Source organism: Rhodococcus sp. 14-1411-2a, from assembly GCF_002259485.1.
Taxonomy (GTDB): Bacteria; Actinomycetota; Actinomycetes; order Mycobacteriales; family Mycobacteriaceae; genus Rhodococcoides.
Map to the genome: position 1 here is coordinate 70,913 of NZ_NPGA01000019.1, position 16,936 is coordinate 87,848.

15 protein-coding genes are annotated in these 16,936 nt (G+C 64.2%); 5 read left to right on the forward strand and 10 right to left on the reverse strand.

All coding sequences use genetic code 11. From position 1 onward, the window contains the following. Positions 1–95: 95 nt before the first annotated feature. Positions 96–992, forward strand: coding sequence for a universal stress protein (locus CH291_RS19005; RefSeq protein ID WP_094688376.1), 897 nt, complete (start codon positions 96–98; stop codon positions 990–992). Between the two features lie 9 nt (positions 993–1,001). Here the strand turns inward: CH291_RS19005 and CH291_RS19010 are convergent, their stop codons facing one another. Both CH291_RS19010 and CH291_RS19015 read right to left on the reverse strand, forming a co-directional pair. After that, positions 1,002–1,631, reverse strand: a complete 630-nt coding sequence (locus CH291_RS19010; RefSeq protein WP_256980907.1) for an enoyl-CoA hydratase/isomerase family protein — start codon at positions 1,629–1,631, stop codon at positions 1,002–1,004. A 137-nt stretch (positions 1,632–1,768) separates the two neighbouring features. Further along, complete coding sequence (locus CH291_RS19015; protein ID WP_256980908.1) at positions 1,769–2,887, reverse strand: hypothetical protein; 1,119 nt, start codon at positions 2,885–2,887, stop codon at positions 1,769–1,771. Between the two features lie 116 nt (positions 2,888–3,003). On the opposite strand from CH291_RS19015, the gene CH291_RS19020 reads away from it, so the two are divergent. Beyond that, on the forward strand, positions 3,004–3,285 hold the full coding sequence (locus CH291_RS19020) for a Rho termination factor N-terminal domain-containing protein (protein WP_068049973.1): 282 nt from the start codon (positions 3,004–3,006) through the stop codon (positions 3,283–3,285). A gap of 1 nt (position 3,286) precedes the next feature. Here the strand turns inward: CH291_RS19020 and CH291_RS19025 are convergent, their stop codons facing one another. From CH291_RS19025 to CH291_RS19035, 3 genes are read right to left on the reverse strand one after another with little or no spacing between them, the layout of a single operon-like run. Next, positions 3,287–3,775: an SRPBCC domain-containing protein gene (locus tag CH291_RS19025; RefSeq protein ID WP_094688378.1), complete on the reverse strand. Its 489-nt coding sequence runs from the start codon at positions 3,773–3,775 to the stop codon at positions 3,287–3,289. 20 nt (positions 3,776–3,795) lie between these two features. After that, positions 3,796–4,746 carry an ABC transporter substrate-binding protein gene (locus CH291_RS19030; protein ID WP_256980909.1) on the reverse strand — a complete coding sequence of 317 codons (951 nt, stop codon included), beginning with the start codon at positions 4,744–4,746 and terminating at the stop codon, positions 3,796–3,798. Positions 4,747–4,787: 41 nt separating this feature from the next. Next, a complete protein-coding gene (locus CH291_RS19035) occupies positions 4,788–6,476 on the reverse strand; it encodes a nitroreductase family deazaflavin-dependent oxidoreductase (RefSeq protein ID WP_094688533.1) in 1,689 nt (562 codons plus the stop codon). Between the two features lie 118 nt (positions 6,477–6,594). Between CH291_RS19035 and CH291_RS19040 the strand changes: the two genes are divergently transcribed. Next, entirely contained in the window at positions 6,595–7,182 is a 588-nt protein-coding gene (locus CH291_RS19040) for a TetR/AcrR family transcriptional regulator (protein ID WP_256980910.1), read from the forward strand. 98 nt (positions 7,183–7,280) lie between these two features. Continuing rightward, positions 7,281–8,900, forward strand: a complete 1,620-nt coding sequence (locus CH291_RS19045; RefSeq protein WP_094688380.1) for an MFS transporter — start codon at positions 7,281–7,283, stop codon at positions 8,898–8,900. Here CH291_RS19045 and CH291_RS19050 read toward each other — a convergent pair. The 4 genes from CH291_RS19050 to CH291_RS19065 all read right to left on the reverse strand — a co-directional run bounded on the left by CH291_RS19050 (position 8,893) and on the right by CH291_RS19065 (position 11,965). Beyond that, positions 8,893–9,789, reverse strand: coding sequence for a glucose 1-dehydrogenase (locus CH291_RS19050; RefSeq protein WP_094640359.1), 897 nt, complete (start codon positions 9,787–9,789; stop codon positions 8,893–8,895). The two genes, CH291_RS19045 and CH291_RS19050, sit on opposite strands and share 8 nt — an antisense overlap. Before the next feature lie 154 nt (positions 9,790–9,943). Continuing rightward, complete coding sequence (locus tag CH291_RS19055; protein WP_094688381.1) at positions 9,944–10,306, reverse strand: STAS domain-containing protein; 363 nt, start codon at positions 10,304–10,306, stop codon at positions 9,944–9,946. 193 nt (positions 10,307–10,499) lie between these two features. Further along, complete coding sequence (locus tag CH291_RS19060) at positions 10,500–11,429, reverse strand: aldo/keto reductase (protein ID WP_068049985.1); 930 nt, start codon at positions 11,427–11,429, stop codon at positions 10,500–10,502. 5 nt (positions 11,430–11,434) lie between these two features. After that, positions 11,435–11,965, reverse strand: a complete 531-nt coding sequence (locus tag CH291_RS19065) for a giguanylate cyclase (RefSeq protein ID WP_256980911.1) — start codon at positions 11,963–11,965, stop codon at positions 11,435–11,437. 254 nt (positions 11,966–12,219) lie between these two features. Between CH291_RS19065 and CH291_RS19070 the strand changes: the two genes are divergently transcribed. Then, a complete protein-coding gene (locus CH291_RS19070; protein ID WP_179276610.1) occupies positions 12,220–12,540 on the forward strand; it encodes a hypothetical protein in 321 nt (106 codons plus the stop codon). Positions 12,541–12,576: 36 nt separating this feature from the next. Here the strand turns inward: CH291_RS19070 and CH291_RS19075 are convergent, their stop codons facing one another. Next, positions 12,577–16,710 carry a bifunctional nitrate reductase/sulfite reductase flavoprotein subunit alpha gene (locus CH291_RS19075; protein WP_094688534.1) on the reverse strand — a complete coding sequence of 1,378 codons (4,134 nt, stop codon included), beginning with the start codon at positions 16,708–16,710 and terminating at the stop codon, positions 12,577–12,579. Between the last annotated feature and the right edge of the window lie 226 nt (positions 16,711–16,936).

The window sequence follows — 16,936 nt, forward strand, 5'->3', positions numbered from 1 at the left end:
CCGGCACACCGGTGGCCAAATGCCCTAGTGGCGCGTCGCCAGGGCAGCGATCGTGGGAGACGACGTAGAAACCGTCTTCGGCCAACGGAGGAACGATGGACCACACGATCGCGGCAACAACATTCGACGGACCGCTCGCGGTCGTTGTCGACGGCTCGCCCACGGACAAGGGGGTGGCCGAATGGGCGGCGCATTTCGCTCGGGCGGCATCGACATCGGTGCACCTCGTCCACGGTGCACCGAAGGACGAGTGGAGTGCGGCCGTCGCCGCCGAGCTGAACACCACCGACTTCCCGACTCGGCTGCGGCAGGAGGGTGAAGGCGTACTCGCCCGCGCCGTCGACGTCGTGCACGGAGTCGATCCCCAGGTGACGGTGGAATCGGAGGTGTCCGAGCTGTCGGCTGCACGTATGGCGAAGGCACTCTCCGCGGACGCGGCGATGCTCGTCGTGGGCGCGTGCGAGTCGGGGCCGTTGCGCGACATCGTCTTCGGGTACTCGACGACGGCAATCGTCAACGCCGCGACCTGTCCGGTGCTGGTATGGCACGAGCGTCGCGACGACTCCGGGGCCGAACCGGCCCCTGTCGCGGTGGGGGTCGATGGATCCGAGCCGTCGAAGCGCGCACTGTCGGCAGCGTTCGAGATGGCGAGCATCCTGGGTGCGGAGCTGCTCGCAATCCACGTGGGCGCGGTGCACGAAACCGATCAACTCGACTACGGTCCCTCGGTCGACTGGCAGCACCTTCGCGAGGCAGAACGAAAGTGGTTGCAGGCCAACGTCGACACCTACCGGGACAAGTATCCGACGGTGCCGGTTCGGGCCGTGTCCGTCGGTGCCTCGGCGGCACACGAACTTCGGTCGATCTCCGCTACGTCCCAGGTGTTGGTAGTGGGAAGCCGCGGCCGAAATCGTTTCACCGCAGCGATATTGGGATCAGTGAGCCAGAACTTGGTGCATCACTCCGAATGCCCGGTTCTGGTGGTGCACTGACATCGCCGCCTAGTTCGAGACCCATTCCATTTCGTCGACGCCTGCGACAGGCGTCAGCAGGGAACGGACCTCACCGGCGTACATGGTGCGTTTGATCTCGCCCAGTACCTCACCGCGGGTGCTGGCCAACGCGGCTGCGCGGGCGATGGCGTCGTCGCGCACACGCTCCTGCGTCGAGACGGCGTCGACCAGACCGAGCGCCATGGCGTCGCCACCGCCGTAGCGGCGTCCGGTGGTCAGCGCCTCGTGAAAGGCGTGCGGAGCCAACCTCGCCCGCACCATGTCGACGGTTCCGGGGCTGTAGGTCGCACCGATGTTGACGCCGGGGAAGCACAGGAAGCCTCGATCGGAACGCATGATGCGGTGGTCGTGTGCCATCACGAAGAACGCGGCACCGCCGTAGGTGTGACCCTGCATAGCGGCGACGGTCTGCATCGGGAACGTCAGGAAGCGCACCAGCATCTCCTGCACGGTGCCGATGAACCGATTGATCTGATCGAGGTTGTCGGCACCCCACGACAGATCCACGCCGGTGGAGAAGAACTTGCCGGTTGCCGTCGTGACCAGGGCGGCCGGGCCGGAGGAGGACTCCACCTCGTCGAGCAGTGCATTGATCTCGGCAACCCAGTCGGGGCTCATGCGATTTTCGCTGTCGTCCACACCTCGATTGCCGAGGTTGAGCACGAATACACCGTCAACACGATCCAGGTATGGCATATCCCGAACGTACCCAGTTTTTCTTGTTCTAGCTCACAACGCGAACCACGTGGCGATTTTCAGGACGAGGAGGTGGCCGACCGACGACGAATCAACTCGCGATGACCGTAGGTGGCACCGAGAATGTCCTCGCGATCTGCCACCGACGACCCGACTGCACCGGCCACCGTGCCCAGCGACGCAGCGAGCCACGCGAGAGAAAAGTAGTCGCCCAGAGTCGCGGTACGACCGATCTGCATTGCCAGGAATTCCGGTGAGATCACGACCGCCGCCGAGCCCAGCACCACGGCGAACAACAGCGCGTACATACAGAGAGCGCCGGTCAGAACGGTTCCGACGGTGGCTGCGTTGTACATCCAGCGGTCGATCGTGGAACTTCGGAACGATCGCCTCTCCCACAGGCCGTTGGGAAAGATGACCCAGACGGTCATGGCGATCACTGCGGTGAGCCCGATCATGGCCAGTCGGCCGAGGCTCATCGACGCTGCCATCTGCCAGATGCTGGCATAGAACACGCCGAAGGCGGACGCGGCGCTCGCGGCAGCGAGTGCGCTCGACAACGTCGGAACCAATCGCCACGGACGATTGCATCGAATCATTCCCGACACCAACCTGATTCGACCGAAGATGCTCGACGTCAGCAGCACCTCGTCGCCCTCCTCGGAGTCACTGGAAACCCAGCGAGACTCGAAGTACCTCCGCGGTGGTCGAGACGAATCGTCGGCTTCGATCAACTCGTGCAACACGGCCAGTGCAGCCGAGACGGCACGTCGTCGAACTGCCAGCGTTCCGAAGGAGGGCACGTACAGCGCGCCGGTCGTACCGTCACGGGTCTCGGCGATCACCGGACGCGACCCGAGACGGCGAGGAACCTCCGACACACACAACACGATGTCGTAGTCGGCGTCGGCCTTCACCGACGCGAGCCACTGTCCCAGCGGGGCCGCACCGGTCGCGGTGGGCGGGAGTGGCACCGATGCTCGGGACACGCGGATCTCTCGCCGCTGCCCGTCGATCCTCGCGTGATCGGGCAACTTGGCGACGATGTCAGACGCCACCGTCGCCGCGAAGCCATCGTCGCTGACCACCCCCACCGAGAGCGGCGCGTCGTTTGCGTCGGTGGTGTCGTCGTTGCCGGTGGTGTCTCGGCTTGCCGATTGCGGTCGATCCGAATGCATCCCGATCGCTTACCCGATGGAACTCGAAACACACACCCGATCCGCGACGTCGAGCGAGGTTTGTCGCCGTGTAGACCGGGTAGCGCTTCGACACGACCCAATGAAAGGAAGTTCCCATGCCGGCGAAGAAGAGCGACACCGAAGACCAACCACAGCTGAAGGACCAGGGCCTGTACGACAAGCTCCGCGAGGAGGGCAACTCGAAGGAGAAGGCCGCCCGGATCTCGAACGCCGCCGCGAAGAAGGGGCGAGATCAGATCGGTAGGAAGGGTGGAGAATCCGGATCCTACGAGGACTGGACGGTCGACGAATTGACCGAGCGAGCCAAGGAATTAGGTCTCGAAGGCTATTCCAAGCTGAACAAGGAAGAGCTGATCGACGCGCTACGCAAGCACTGATTCACCGCGGGCGAAGAGATGAGTAGTACTCCTGCTGTGATGGGTAGTAGTCGTCGAAACTCGGGTGCGGGTCGGCGTTTCCGGCGGCGATGAACATGTCCAGGTAGTACTCCCACCCCGGTCCGATGTCGCCCAGACCGTCCGTGCTCGTGCAGCTGTGCACAAGCACGAGAACGGTCGCAGGGCCTGTCTCGGTCAGACGGACCTCGAGTGGCCATTCGACTTCGCCGGTCATCCGCACCGCCAGGAGGCCCGGCGGCTCACACGCGTCGATGATCATGTTCGACGCCGGCGCACCCTCCTCGAATGCCATTGTGACGCGAATGATGTTGTGCGAGATCCGCTCCCACGGACCGAACCACTGTGCCGTCCGGGACGATTCGGTGAGGCGTGCCCACACGTCCTCACGCGGAGCCGAGATGGTTCTGGTCAGCTCGAGAGCGACGCCGGTGTCGGTGCTGCGCAACGTGCCTGTTGGGGTCGGTGCCATCGACCGATTATGCATCTCGGTCAGCTCGTGGCGTAGAGCTTCTCCACCAGGTCGAGGGTCCACAGCGCGGTCAGCGGGCCGCCGTCGTTGGTGAACTTGTCGGTCCGGACGATGCGGTCGGTGCGCACCGCCGGCAATCCGGTCCAGAGCAGGTTGGCGTTCATCGCCTGCAGATCCTGCTCGGACGTGATGGCGGCAATCATGGCCACCGCGTCGGATGCGGCAGTGACGTTCTCGGGGCCGTACTCGATTTCGGGATCGGCGTCGTTCCAAGCGGAGGCGAACCGGGCTCCCACGTCTTCGAGCACGATGGACGGCACTCGTTGCCTGCCCACCGAAATTCCACCTTCCTCGGACGTACTGATCGGCAGAACCGCGGTGTTCGCGATCGCGTCGGCATGCCGCACGATGAGCTCGTCGACGCGAGAGTCGTACTCGGCCACGATCGTTGCCGCTCGGTCCTGCAGGTTCAGTGCATCACCTACCGTGGTCACGTCCTGTTGCCAGCTGACACCGCTGCCGGTGGACCCCACCGGCAGCACCGGTGCGATGTCGCTGAGCCGGCCGTATATCTTCTCGACCACTTCGTCGCGCCCGATGATCAGATCCGGCGCGACTCGCGCGACCGCCTCGAGGTCGACCGTGTTGCGGGGATACAGCTCCGGCACGCCGTCGGCGAGCAGCATCCGAGTCGGTTCGGTCAGCGGCCCGGCCATCTCCGGCGGAGCCTCGGTTTCCACCGGCATCCCGACTATGGGGAGGTCGAAGGCCAGCGCGATGTCGAGATCGCGTCGGCCGTCGATCACGACCACCGAGTCGATCCGTTCCGGCACCACGATCGTCCCGAACTGTGTGGTGACCGGTCGGCCTGCCGCGTCGTCCGCCGGTTCGGCAGCGGAACTGCACGACGTGATCAGCGATACGGCAACAAATGCGGCAACGGTAACGGGCGCGAGGGGGAGAGTCTTCACTAGTTAAGTAAAGCAAACCTAAGTCGGAAGTGAAGAACCGGTCAGTCGTCGAACTCGATGCGGACCGAGATCGGATCGGTCTGGAAAGCTCGGAAGCCGGCTCCGATGATGCGTCCGAGGACGGGATTGCCGGAGAACGACCGCGCTCTGACGACGACATCGTCATCGGGAACGAATGTGGCTGTGCCGGTGCGCCATCGGTTGCCCACGCGAATTCGGATTCTGGGCTCGTCGGTGATGTTTGCGCCCCAACCGGACCTGGTGCCGTGCTGCGACACCAGCCACGCACCGGAATCGTCGAATGTCGCCGACACCGGCACGCGACGGGCGAGCCCGGTCTTGCGTCCTACGGTCTCGAGGTCGGTCACCAGGGAGGTCGTCACTCCCAGCGACGTCAATCCGTTCACGATGGGATTGGCGACATACTTCCCGATCAAGCGCTCGCGGCGGAACTTCGTCACGGCAGCAGAGGTGTCCACCCGAGCGGAGCCTCGACGATTACGGAACGCGTCCCAGCCGTTGCGCTGCAGCATCGTGGCCGCAGTCTTCCATGCCGGACGGCTCGAATTCGGCTGTTGCCCAGCGCCGATGAGCTGCAATTGGTCGGTGTGCCACTGCAGATCGAGAGCGCCGTTGATCTGCTTGAACGCGCTGGACTTCGACGGGACGCGCAGAGCCACGCGCGGCGATTCGACCCGATCCACTGTGCCGTCGACCAGTGATGTCGCGACGGCCGGGGCGAGGGCAGTCGGACGGCCGAGACCAACCATGTCGCACTCACCCGATTGCACTGCCGCGCTCATGACCGAGCGGGTACGGAAGCCGCCGGTGACCGCCAATGGCACTGTTCCGGCCGCGTCGCGCACCGTCCGCGCGTACTCCAGGAAGTACGCCTCCCGATCGCGCGTGCTCGCGGTGCCCATCATTGCGGGTGATTCGTAACTGCCACCGCTGATTTCGATCAGATCTATCGATTCCCGAACGAGATGCTCGACGGTGATGCGCGATTCTTCCTCGCTGAAGCCGCCGCGTTGGAAGTCCGCCGAGTTCAGCTTGATTCCCACCGCGAAACTCGGCGACACCGCCGCTCTGATTGCGCGGACGACTTCGATCACGAACCGCATGCGTCCGTCGAGGTCGCCGCCCCAGGCGTCGTCGCGCCTGTTCGACAGAGGGGAGAGGAACTGCGACACCAGGTAGCCGTGCGCGCCGTGGATCTGGACGCCGTCGAAACCGGCCGTCTCGGCCACGGCCGCCGCGGTGGCGAATCGGCCGATGATGTCGTGAATCTCGTTCTCGCTCAACGCCCGCGGTGCCGGAATGCCCGGGATGTTGGGGGCGATGGCGGAGGGTGCAACGGGCTTGGTGCGAGTGACGATCGGGTTGGCCTGCCGACCGGGGTGATTGAGCTGCATCCAGATGGGGGCACCGCCGTCGGACGTCGCTTTCGCCCAGCGGGCCAGCGCATCACGGTCTCGGTCGTCCTCGATGACGACATTGCCCGGTTCGCCGAGATGGGACCGATCGACCATCACGTTGCCGGTCACCACCAGGCCGTAGCCGCCCGCGCCCCACTGGCGGTACAGCGTTTCGAGGCGGGAGTCCGGGCCGTGCTCGGCGGTGGACAGTCCTTCGCTGAGCGCTGCCTTCATCACGCGATTCGGCAGGATCTGCCCGCAGGCAAGGGTGAGCGGGCTGCTCAGGTCGATCACGTCGGTGTCAGGGGACATGCGTTGCTCCGGTTCCGGGACTGCGGTTCCAGCTATGATGGACAACATAGCTACAGAGCGACTGTAGGTGTAACGAAACGTCACGTCAATCATTGTGGCGTCCACGGGAGGGGTTCGGATGACGAATCGAAGCAGTGCTCGGGACGACATGCTGCGCAGCGCTGCCCAGCTGTTTCGTCGACGCGGCGTCGACGCCACCTCGCTGGCCGACGTCATCGATCACGCGGGCGCTCCCCGCGGCTCGATCTATCACCACTTTCCCCGCGGCAAGCCTCAGCTGGTGGAAGAGGCGACGCGTACTGCGGGAGCCGAGATGAGCGCGATGATCTCGGCCGGCCTGGCGTCGGCCGGTCCGTCGGCGACCGTACGGGCCATTCTCGAGGGATTCCGCAGCGAACTGCTGGCCACGGATTTCGTGGCGGGCTGCCCTGTCGCGCCGGCCGCGCTCGAGGGGCTGCATGCGCCGCAGGCGGTGGCCGCGGCAGGTGAGTCCTTCTCGTCCTGGGAGGACGTCATAGCGGCATCCCTGTGGCAGCGCGGATTGACTCGCGAGCGGTCGTACACGTTGGCAACATTCGCGATCGCCGCCATCGAAGGTGCGCTGATCATGGCCAAGGCGCAGCGCTCGACCACGGCTCTGGATCGGACCGAGGGGGAGTTGTCGGCCCTGCTCGAGGCGGTTCTGGAGGCTTCGGCGGGCCGCTGACGTCGACCAGAAAGAGCCGGGCGATGTTGCTATAACTATCAGTTACAGCTAACTTCCCTTCAGGAACTATGCCGACCGTCATAGTCGAAGGGATTCCGATGTCGTCACCCACCACCTCCAGTCAACCGGTGAACTTGCCGCAGTTCCGTCGGCGATACCTCGCGCTGATCGTGATCTGCGCAGCCGAGCTGCTCGTCGTTTTGGACAACACCGTCGTCAACGTCGCGCTGCCTTCGATGGGACTGCAGCTACGTGCCGACTTGAGCGGCCTGCAGTGGGTGGTCGACGCATACACACTGACGTTCGCCGGACTGCTGTTGGCGTTCGGTCATCTCGGCGATCGCTACGGCCGCAAGAAGGTCATGATTTTCGGACTGGCGGGCATCGCTGTGATGTCGATCGGCGGCGCTGTCGCCGCCGATCTGGGACAGGTGATCGCGGCGCGCGCGGCCATGGGAGTCTGTGCGGCCGCAGTGTTTCCGGCGACCCTTGCCCTGATCATCAACATCTTCACCGATGCCAAGGAGCGCGCACTGGCCATCGCGGCCTGGACGGCGATGGCCGGGTTCGCCATCGCAATCGGCCCGACTGCCGGTGGGTTTCTGCTCGAGCACTTCTCGTGGCACTCGGTGTTCTGGATCAATGTTCCTGTGGCACTGCTCGTTCTGGTGGCCGCGCTGGCCTGCGTACCGGAATCCAGAGCAGAGCACGTCGGCAAGTACGACCCCCTGGGTATCGCGCTGTCGTTGGCCGGCATCACCGTGCTGGTCTGGGCGATCATCGAAGCGCCACACAATGGTTGGTTGTCTGCAACGAGCATCGGAGCCTACCTGGCAGGATCGGCAGCCATCGTCGCGTTCGTCTGGTGGGAGCTGCGGACGCCGTCTCCGGTACTGGACTTGAACCTGTTCCGGAATCGACGATTCTCACTGCCCGCCTTGGCCATTGCCGTGGCGTACTTCGGCATGTTCGGCTTCCTGTTCATGATCACCCAGTACTTCCAGGGTGTGGTGGAGCTGACCCCACTGCAGTTCGGCGTTCACTCACTGCCCTTCGCAGTATCCATCGCCATCGGCGCGCCGCTGGCGACCATCATTGCGCAACGCATCGGAACCACGGCGGTGATCGTTTTCGGGCTGATGGTGATGAGCATCGGGATGTTCGTCGCCGGTCAGGTGGAGGTCCAAACGCCCTATCTGGGGCCGGTTCTCGTCTCGATGGTGCTGATGGGCCTCGGCTTGGCGATCGTGCAGGGCCCTGCCACCGAGTCGATCATGTCCTCGGTGACGCTCGACGAAGCAGGTGCGGGCTCCGCGGTGAACGACACCACCCGAGAGGTCGGTGGAACGCTCGGAGTTGCCGTGCTCGGATCGATCGTCGCGTCGATCTACACCTCACAGGTGAGTCCGAAGATCGACGCGATACCCGACGCGATCATGGAGCCTTACCAGAAGGCGTTCGCTCGCGAAACGGTCGTCAGCGTCATCGAAATCGTGAAAGCGCCCACCAACCCGATCTTCGCGACGCAGAAGGCCGAGCTGATCCACGCGATGAAAGCGGCCTCGCTGGAGGGCTTTCAGCTCGCGTCGTTCGTGACCGTCGGTGCCGCTGTGGCATGTGCGCTTGCCGTCGCATTGTTCCTACCGTGGCGACGACCGGAGGGAAACGGTGTGCTGCTTGCGTGGCGCGACACCGCAGAGGGCGACAAGATCAGTTGAACGGCGTGCCGCCGGTGACCGCGATGGTCTCGCCGGTGATGTAGCTCGACTCGTTCGATGCCAGGAAGACATATGCCGGTGCCAGCTCTGCGGGTTGACCCGGTCGTCCCAGCGGGACGGTCTCGCCGAACTTCTCGTACTTCTCCGACGGCATCGTGGCCGGGATCAGCGGCGTCCAAATAGGCCCGGGTGCAACGGCATTGACGCGAATTCCGCGTTCGGCGAGATCACCGGCGAGACCCTTGGTGAACGCCACGATTCCAGCCTTGGTGGTGGCGTAGTCCATCAACTCGGGAGAGGGATTCGATGCCTGGATCGAGGTGGTGTTGATGATGGTGGAACCCGCGTCCATGATTTCGGCGGCGCGTTTCGAGATCCAGAACAGGGCGTACAAGTTGGTCTTGAGTACGCGATCGAACTGCTCGGTGGTGATGTCTGCGATCCCGCCCATCTGCGCCATCTGAAACGCGGCATTGTTGACGACGATGTCGAGCCCGCCGAGAACCTCGGACGCGGTGTCGACCAATTGCACGCACTGCAACTCGTCGGTGAGATCACAGGCGATGGCTCTACCTGCGCTGCCTGATCCCTCGATCAGGTCGACAGTGGTCTGCGCGTCCGGACCTTCGGATTCGAGGTGTGCAATGACGACATCGGCACCCTCGCGCGCGAATGCCAGTGCAACGGCACGGCCAATACCCGAGTCGCCGCCGGTGATCAATGCTTTACGGCCGTGCAGGCGATCCGATCCACGGTAGGAATCCTCGCCGTGATCGGGAGCGGTGACCATGTCGCGGGTCAGACCGGGATGCTCGAGACGACTCTGTTCGGCCCGATCGGGCATCGGAAACGCGCTGGTCGGGTCGGATTTGCTGAACTGGTCGGACATTGTCGATCCTTGCCTCGGTGTGCGTGAAATGCTCCACGCGGCAAGTCGAACGAGCCGCTTCGATTCCGTGGAGACGACTCGCGGCACATGTGCCGTCCGGAGTCGCTGTCCTCCTCGGGTTTGCCGAATCGGCCGGACCGCAAACCTCCACCGGTCAGGCAGCGCGCGGATCCGCCCCGATCGTCGCCGCGCCCAGTGCGTCGAGAACGATGCGCGCGGGCCGCGTCGGAGCAAAGACCTCGAGGCGGCCAGCGCTGCGGGCGACAGCGTCGAGGACCACGCACGCAGACCCCGAGTACATGAAGGTGACCGCAGACAAGTCCAGCAGCACAACCGTTTCGCCGCGCAGAGCGTCGTCGAGCGCCTGTGCCAGATCGGTACGAGCCCGCAGATCGACATCGCCCGTCGCGCGGACGACAGTCAGGCGAGGGGAGTAGAACTCGGTGCGGATGGAGTGACTAGCATTGCCGCGTTCGACGGGTGCGAGGCGAGAATCGAAGTGGTCGGTGACAGTCACGGTGCGAACCTCTCAGTTCGGATGGCCTAACGACCGACGTGCACGGGGTGGAACCCGAGGGCTACAGGTTCCGGTGCATGCCGTGCGGTAATCCTGACAGCGCAACGTCACCGAACCGAGGCCTGATCATCACGGACCGATAGCTAGTCGGTAACGAAAAGGTAACGGCAGATGTGACGCCGCTGAGCCTCGTTCAGGGCAATGTGTGGCCTGCCGTCCGGAACAGGCGGTACCACTCCTGCCTGGTCAGGCGTAGGTCCGAACCGGCGGCGGCTTCGACGACTCGATCGGGATTCGTGGTTCCGAGCACGACCTGGATATCGGCCGGGTGCCTGGTGATCCAGGCCGTTGCCACCGCCGACGGCGTCGACCCGTAGACGTCGGCGATCTCGTCCAATGCCACGTTCAGATCCGGGTAGTTCTCGCGGTCGCCCACGAACACGCCGGACGGCGTCCCGCTCTGGAACGGAGACCACGCCTGCAGGGTGATGCCGCGCGTTCTCGCGTAGTCCAGTAGACCGTTGTCGCGGTCGATCGACTGGTCCTCGGTGCTCATGTTGGCGGTCAGGCCCGCCGCGATCAACGGCGAGTGCACGATGCTCAGCTGTATTTGATCGAACAGAATCGGTTGATTCACTGCAGTTTTCAGCAACTCGATCTGGCCGGGCGTGTGATTGGAGACGCCGAAGCCGAGGACCTTGCCCGACGCGTGCAGGTGGTCGAACGCTGCTGCGACCTCCTCCGGCTCGACGAGGGTGTCCGGGCGATGCAACAGAAGGGTGTCCAGGTGATCGACGCCGAGGGCTTCGAGTGACGCCTCGACCGTGGTGACGATGTGATCCCTGGAGAAGTCGAACCAGCCCTCGCGAATACCCACCTTGCTCTGAATGCTGATGCGCTCGCGCTGCGACGGGGTCAACGTCACCGCATCGCCGAATCGTTTCTCGCACGTGTGCGGTGACCCGCCGTAGATGTCGGCGTGGTCGAACACCGTCACGCCCACATCGAGCGCGGTGGCCACCAATCTCCTGATTCGGTCGTCATCCAGATCGGTGATGCGCATGAACCCCAGCACGATGCTCGAGACTTCGGTCCCGGTGTGGGGGAGGGAGAAGGTTCGCATGTCGGTTACTCGAACTCCAGACGCATGGATTGGGTGGTTGCCTGCAGCAGCAGGGCGAAGCCGGTGAAGGAGATGACGATCGGAGCCCACAGAACCACTGCCACGAACGTATCCACACCGCGCTCGACGACGATGTAGACCGCGACGACCGTGGTGCCGAGCAGGCAGAGAGCGATGTGGGTGGCCAGCCGCCACTTGTCGAAGAAGAAGCCGACCAGCATGCCGATCGGGATGAGGAACGCGCATTTGCCGAGCGTGACCTCGGGTGCGAAATCTGCCGTGATTGTGGCACCGAAAATTGCGAAGTTGGCGATGACGACGAAAGCGAACGCTTGCCCGAGCGTCGGCCATGGACCGAACCACCAGAACGCGCCCATGATGTACGCGGCGATCATGCACGTCCACTGCACGATCGACGGGATCGCCGTCGTGGCTCCGTAGCCGAATGCGAGCTCGAGGGTCACGACCACAGCCATGGCCAGGGCTGCAGCAGAGACGATGCGTTTGACGGAGGTGGTCAACGCGAGGCTGGTCATCACGCCGATACACCATTGATAATGCTCGTTGGATCTCGTCACGGCGCGAGTCATATCAGCCCCCATCGTTCCCATCGGGCCCCGATTGAAACACAGCCGTCGGGGCCGGGGGTCGGCTTCGTTCGATTTCCTAACCGAATACGCGCGGTGGGGCGGTCTGTCAGTCGGTGCAAGTATCTGCGCGATAAACAGAAGCCGGTCGGTAGGCCCCTTGTGCCGGGCGTGATGGATTCCGCCGAAAACAATAAACCGCCATGAAGATGTGGTCCATGCGCGACACGATGATCGCCGGCGGTGACAGCGGCAAACAGATCTGGATCACCGAGTTCGGAGCCCCCACCGGCACCAATCCCAACAGTGTCAGCGAGCAGGCGCAGGCGGACAGCATCGGGATTGTCCTCGACGCGGTTCTCGGTAACGACTGGCTGGGGCCGGCCTATGTCTACAGCCTCCGGGACGCCGGTTCCGACACCGCCGACACCGAACAGAACTTCGGCTTGGTGCACAGAGACTGGTCGCCCAAGATCGCCTACGGACGCGTCGACGCCTACGCCGCGGAGCATTCCGGCCGTTGATCGACCGATGGCACGTTTCGTCTCGGTTCCACCGACTCAGTAGACGTCGCGGACGTATCGCTTCTCTGCGGCAAGAGCTTTGACGTAGGCCTCGGCACTGCTCGGCGCGAGTTTGCCGTGCTGCGCCACCACGCCCTTCAGCGCGGCGTCGACGTCCTTGGCCATTCGGGACGCGTCGCCGCACACGTAGAAGTGGGCACCGCGGTGAATCCAGTTCCACAACTCGGCCCCGTGTTCACGCATCCGATCCTGGACGTAGACCTTGTCCTTCTGATCGCGTGAGAATGCGACGTCCAGGCGGTTCAGCGAACCGTCGCCGAGCATCGCCGTCAGTTCGTCGCGATAGTAGAAGTCCGTGTCGGCGTGCTGTTCACCGAAGAACAGCCAGTTGTGGCCGGTGTGCCCGAGCGCGCGACGCTCGTGCAGGAAGGCGCGGAAGGGGGCGACACCGGTACCCGGGCCGACCATGATCATCGGGGTTGTCGGGTCCTCCGGCGGCTTGAAATGCGACGACTTCTGCACGAAGATTCCCACGTCGTGATTCGACGCATGGTCGGCCAGGTAGGTCGAGCACACGCCGCGCCGGGGAACTCCGTGCACGTTGTACCGCACCGCCGAGACGGTCACCTGTACTTCGTTGGGGTTCTCCTTCGGACTCGACGAAATCGAGTACAGCCGTGGCTGCAACGGTTTGAGAACTGCCAACCAGTCGTCCACCGAAGCTCGAACCGGATGGGCAGCAAGCACGTCGATCGACTGACGACCCCACATCCAGTCGGACAGCGCATGCTTGTTGTCGGGGTGCAGCATCGACTCGAGATCGTCGTCCGCAGTCCGTCGGTGGACGAACTTCAGGAGATCCGGTGTTGCACGAGCAATTTCGAGGTGGCGGCTCAGCGCTGTGCGCAGCGACATCGAACCGTGTCCAGCGAGATCGACAGCGGTGTCCCGGTCCAGTCCGGTGGCCTCGAGCCACTCGTCGACGTAGGCATCGCTGTTGCGCGGCCACACTCCGAGTGCGTCACCGACCTCGTACTCGAGAGTCCCGTCGGGTACATGGAATCCGAATTGGCGGACGTCCTTGACGGATCCGCGTGCGGTCAGTACTCGATTACGTACGAGAGTCGTCACCAGCGGTGACTTCTTGCTGTACTGTTCCGGCTCCGCTCGGGTCTGCGGAACGGTGCGTGCAGGGGACTCCACCGCTGCTTCGGTGGTGGTGTCGTCATCGCGTCGAAGCCTCTCGACCACCGCATCGAGCCACGCCGCCGCCTCGTTCTCGTAGTCGGGCTCGCAGTCGACCCGCTCGAGAAGTCGCCGGGCACCCAACTCGGTGAGGCGCTCGTCGATCCTGCGTCCGTGGCCGCAGAAGTCTGCGTAGCTGGAGTCGCCGAAAGCGAGTACCGCATAACGGATTCCCGGAAGCTCCGTGGCGGGCTCGGCGACGAGACTGTCCCAGAACGTCGTTCCGTTGTCGGGTGCTTCGCCGTCACCGGTGGTACTGCTGACGATCAGCACATCGGCCTCGGCGGGCAGAGAATCGACGGTGAACGTCTCCATCGAGTGCTCTGCGATCGACACGCCTGCTCCCCGCAGGTGGGACAGGCAGGCCTGGGCGTACTCCTCGGCGGTGCCGGTTTGCGAGGCCCAGAGCAACAGCACCGGCCGTCGCCCCGGATCGGCGGTCTCGGCCGGTACATCGGCACCAGCACCGCCGGTGGCGGGTCCACGCGAGAACAGGCCCGCGAGAACGCCGTCGAGCCATGCGTGGGTCTCGGGGGACAGGGGAGTGCGCGACGGCAGAGTGGGCGTTCCGGCGGCGCTTCGGCCGGCCTCACTGCCCAGACCTTCGAGAAGCCCTGCGATATAACGCTGTTCGACGGTCGTCAGCGGCTGAGAAGGACGCGCAGGGAGACCGACGATCGTGGCGAGCGCCTCGACGGGATCGTGGGAAGGTTCGTCGCCCACGGGTGAGGGTGATTGGGCTGCAGCAACTCTGGTGAGAGTGACCGCGCACGCCTTGAACTCGGGCTGCTGAGAATACGGATCGATGGCGTCGTTGGTGACGGCATTGATGGCGAGGTACTCACCGAATTTTTCGTTCCAGTGGAAGGGCGCGAAGCAGCTGCCCGGGAGCACTCGATCGGTGACGACGGCAGGAAGGACGGCTCGGCCTCGGCGGGACGCGACCTCGACACTGTCGCCGTCGATCACGCCGAGCCGGTCGGCGTCGAGTGGGTGTACCTCGACGAACGGGCCGGAATCGAGTTTGTTCAGCTTGGCGACCTTGCCGGTCTTGGTCATGGTGTGCCACTGGTGTGGCAGGCGTCCGGTGTTGAGCACGAACGGGTAGTCGTCGTCGGGCATCTCCGCGGGTGCCATCGCAGGCCTGGCGAAGAACTGGGCCCGACCGCTCGGAGTGGGGAAGGACAGTGCGGGGATCGAACCGTCGTCGGACACTCGTTGCCGTTGGCTGACTCCGTCGTTGAGGTATCGGATCGGATGCCGGGTGGTGGTCGCGTCGGGCGGGCACGGCCACTGGATGGGACTCTCGCGCAACCGTTCGTAGGTGACTCCGCGAATGTCGTAGCCGGTGTTCGGATTCCAGAACTGCTTGATCTCCTCGAACACCTCCTCGGCGCTCGCATAGGTGAAGGCATCTGCATATCCGAGCGCGCACGCCATGTCGGCGATGATCTTCCAGTCCGGTAGTGCACCGCCCGGTGCCTCGAGCACCGGTTGGAACAGCGTGAGATTGCGTTCGGAATTGACCATCACTCCGTGCGCTTCCGTCCACAACGCGGCGGGCAGCATCACGTCGGCGTAGTCGTTGGTTTCGGTATCGGCGAACGCATCCTGAGTGATGACCAACTCGGCGCGCTCGAGACCGTCGATCACCGTCGTTCTGTTGGCCACCGAGGCAACCGGATTGGTGCAGATGATCCAGCAGGCCTTGATCTCCCCGGCAGCGAGCTTGGAGAACATCTCGATGGTTCCGCCGCCGACGTCGGTGCGCAGCGTTCCGCGCGGAACGCCCCATCGATCCTCGACGAATGCGCGGTCGGCGTCGTTGACCACCGCTCGTTGTCCCGGCAGCCCGGGGCCCATGTATCCCATTTCCCGACCACCCATGGCGTTCGGTTGCCCGGTCAGGGAGAACGGGCCGCTGCCGGTCTTGCAGATGGCACCGGTCGCCAGATGGAGGTTGCACAGCGCATTGGTGTTCCACGTTCCGTGCGTCGACTGGTTCAGACCCATCGTCCAGCAGCTCATCCAGTTCTCTGCACCGCCGATCATCGCGGCCGCGGCTCGTAGGTCCTTCTCGTCGAGACCGGTTGCGGCGCAGACCTTCTCCGGGGTGTAGTCGCCGAGGAACTCCGGCATCGCGTCCCAGCCGTCGGTGAACTCCGCGATGAACTCGGTGTCGAGGTCGCCGTTCTCCGCAATGAGCGCCAGCAGACCGTTGAGCAGCGCCAGGTCCGACCCCGGCTCGAGTTGCAGATGCAGGTGGGCCTTGTCCGCTGTGGCGGTGCGACGGGGATCGACGACGATCAGCTTCGCCCCTGCCTTGACGCGGTCCATCATCCGCAGGAACAGAATGGGGTGACAGTCTGCCATGTTGGAGCCGATGACGAAGAACACGTCGGCGTGGTCGAAGTCCTGGTACGACCCGGGCGGGCCGTCGGCTCCCAGTGATTGCTTGTATCCGGTTCCTGCGCTCGCCATGCAGAGTCGGGAATTGGATTCGATCTGGTTGGTGCCGATGAACCCCTTGGCCAGTTTGTTGGACAGGTACTGGGCCTCGATCGACATCTGCCCCGACACGTACAACGCGAGTGCATCGGGCCCGTGTTCGTCGATGATGGTGCGCAGCCGCCGAGCGGTGTCGTGGATCGCCACCGCGGTGTCCGTGCTCTCCGGTTGCTCGCCGCGGCGATGGCGAATCTGGGCCTTCTCGAGCCGCCCGGGCCCCGCGAGCATGTCCGCGGTGGTGGTCCCTTTGGTGCACAGTCGGCCGAAGTTGGCCGGGTGGGACTTGTCGCCGACGGATTTGGTCACGACTGGCCTGGTCGGGGTCGCATCGGAGGACGCGGTTCGGCCGCCGATCTCGAGCACCATGCCGCATCCCACGCCGCAGTACGCGCAGAGTGTCTTCACCGTGGTGACCATGGATTCCACAGTGCCCGGCCCAGGGTGCGCCGTCATTACACGTCAGTTAGCCGGATATGACGTTGTCCTCACCGTGCCCCGCCAGGAGCGGTGATGTCCGCCCTGGAGCTGGTGAGAGGCGGATGGGAGGTAACACGAACTTCCTGGTCTGCGATTGGTACTCGAACGTTACTCATCGAACGGGCTGTCGAGTGGAGTGTCCGATTTTCCGCTGGCACAATCGTCC

What these genes read in the sequence shown, in the direction of transcription:
- CH291_RS19005 (WP_094688376.1), top strand. Translation starts at nt 96, where the DNA reads ATGGACCACACGATCGCGGCAACAACATTCGACGGACCGCTCGCGGTC.
- CH291_RS19010 (WP_256980907.1), bottom strand. Translation starts at nt 1,631, where the DNA reads ATGAGCCCCGACTGGGTTGCCGAGATCAATGCACTGCTCGACGAGGTG.
- CH291_RS19015 (WP_256980908.1), bottom strand. Translation starts at nt 2,887, where the DNA reads ATGCATTCGGATCGACCGCAATCGGCAAGCCGAGACACCACCGGCAAC.
- CH291_RS19020 (WP_068049973.1), top strand. Translation starts at nt 3,004, where the DNA reads ATGCCGGCGAAGAAGAGCGACACCGAAGACCAACCACAGCTGAAGGAC.
- CH291_RS19025 (WP_094688378.1), bottom strand. Translation starts at nt 3,775, where the DNA reads ATGGCACCGACCCCAACAGGCACGTTGCGCAGCACCGACACCGGCGTC.
- CH291_RS19035 (WP_094688533.1), bottom strand. Translation starts at nt 6,476, where the DNA reads ATGTCCCCTGACACCGACGTGATCGACCTGAGCAGCCCGCTCACCCTT.
- CH291_RS19040 (WP_256980910.1), top strand. Translation starts at nt 6,595, where the DNA reads ATGACGAATCGAAGCAGTGCTCGGGACGACATGCTGCGCAGCGCTGCC.
- CH291_RS19045 (WP_094688380.1), top strand. Translation starts at nt 7,281, where the DNA reads ATGTCGTCACCCACCACCTCCAGTCAACCGGTGAACTTGCCGCAGTTC.
- CH291_RS19050 (WP_094640359.1), bottom strand. Translation starts at nt 9,789, where the DNA reads ATGTCCGACCAGTTCAGCAAATCCGACCCGACCAGCGCGTTTCCGATG.
- CH291_RS19060 (WP_068049985.1), bottom strand. Translation starts at nt 11,429, where the DNA reads ATGCGAACCTTCTCCCTCCCCCACACCGGGACCGAAGTCTCGAGCATC.
- CH291_RS19065 (WP_256980911.1), bottom strand. Translation starts at nt 11,965, where the DNA reads ATGACCAGCCTCGCGTTGACCACCTCCGTCAAACGCATCGTCTCTGCT.
- CH291_RS19070 (WP_179276610.1), top strand. Translation starts at nt 12,220, where the DNA reads ATGAAGATGTGGTCCATGCGCGACACGATGATCGCCGGCGGTGACAGC.
- CH291_RS19075 (WP_094688534.1), bottom strand. Translation starts at nt 16,710, where the DNA reads ATGGTCACCACGGTGAAGACACTCTGCGCGTACTGCGGCGTGGGATGC.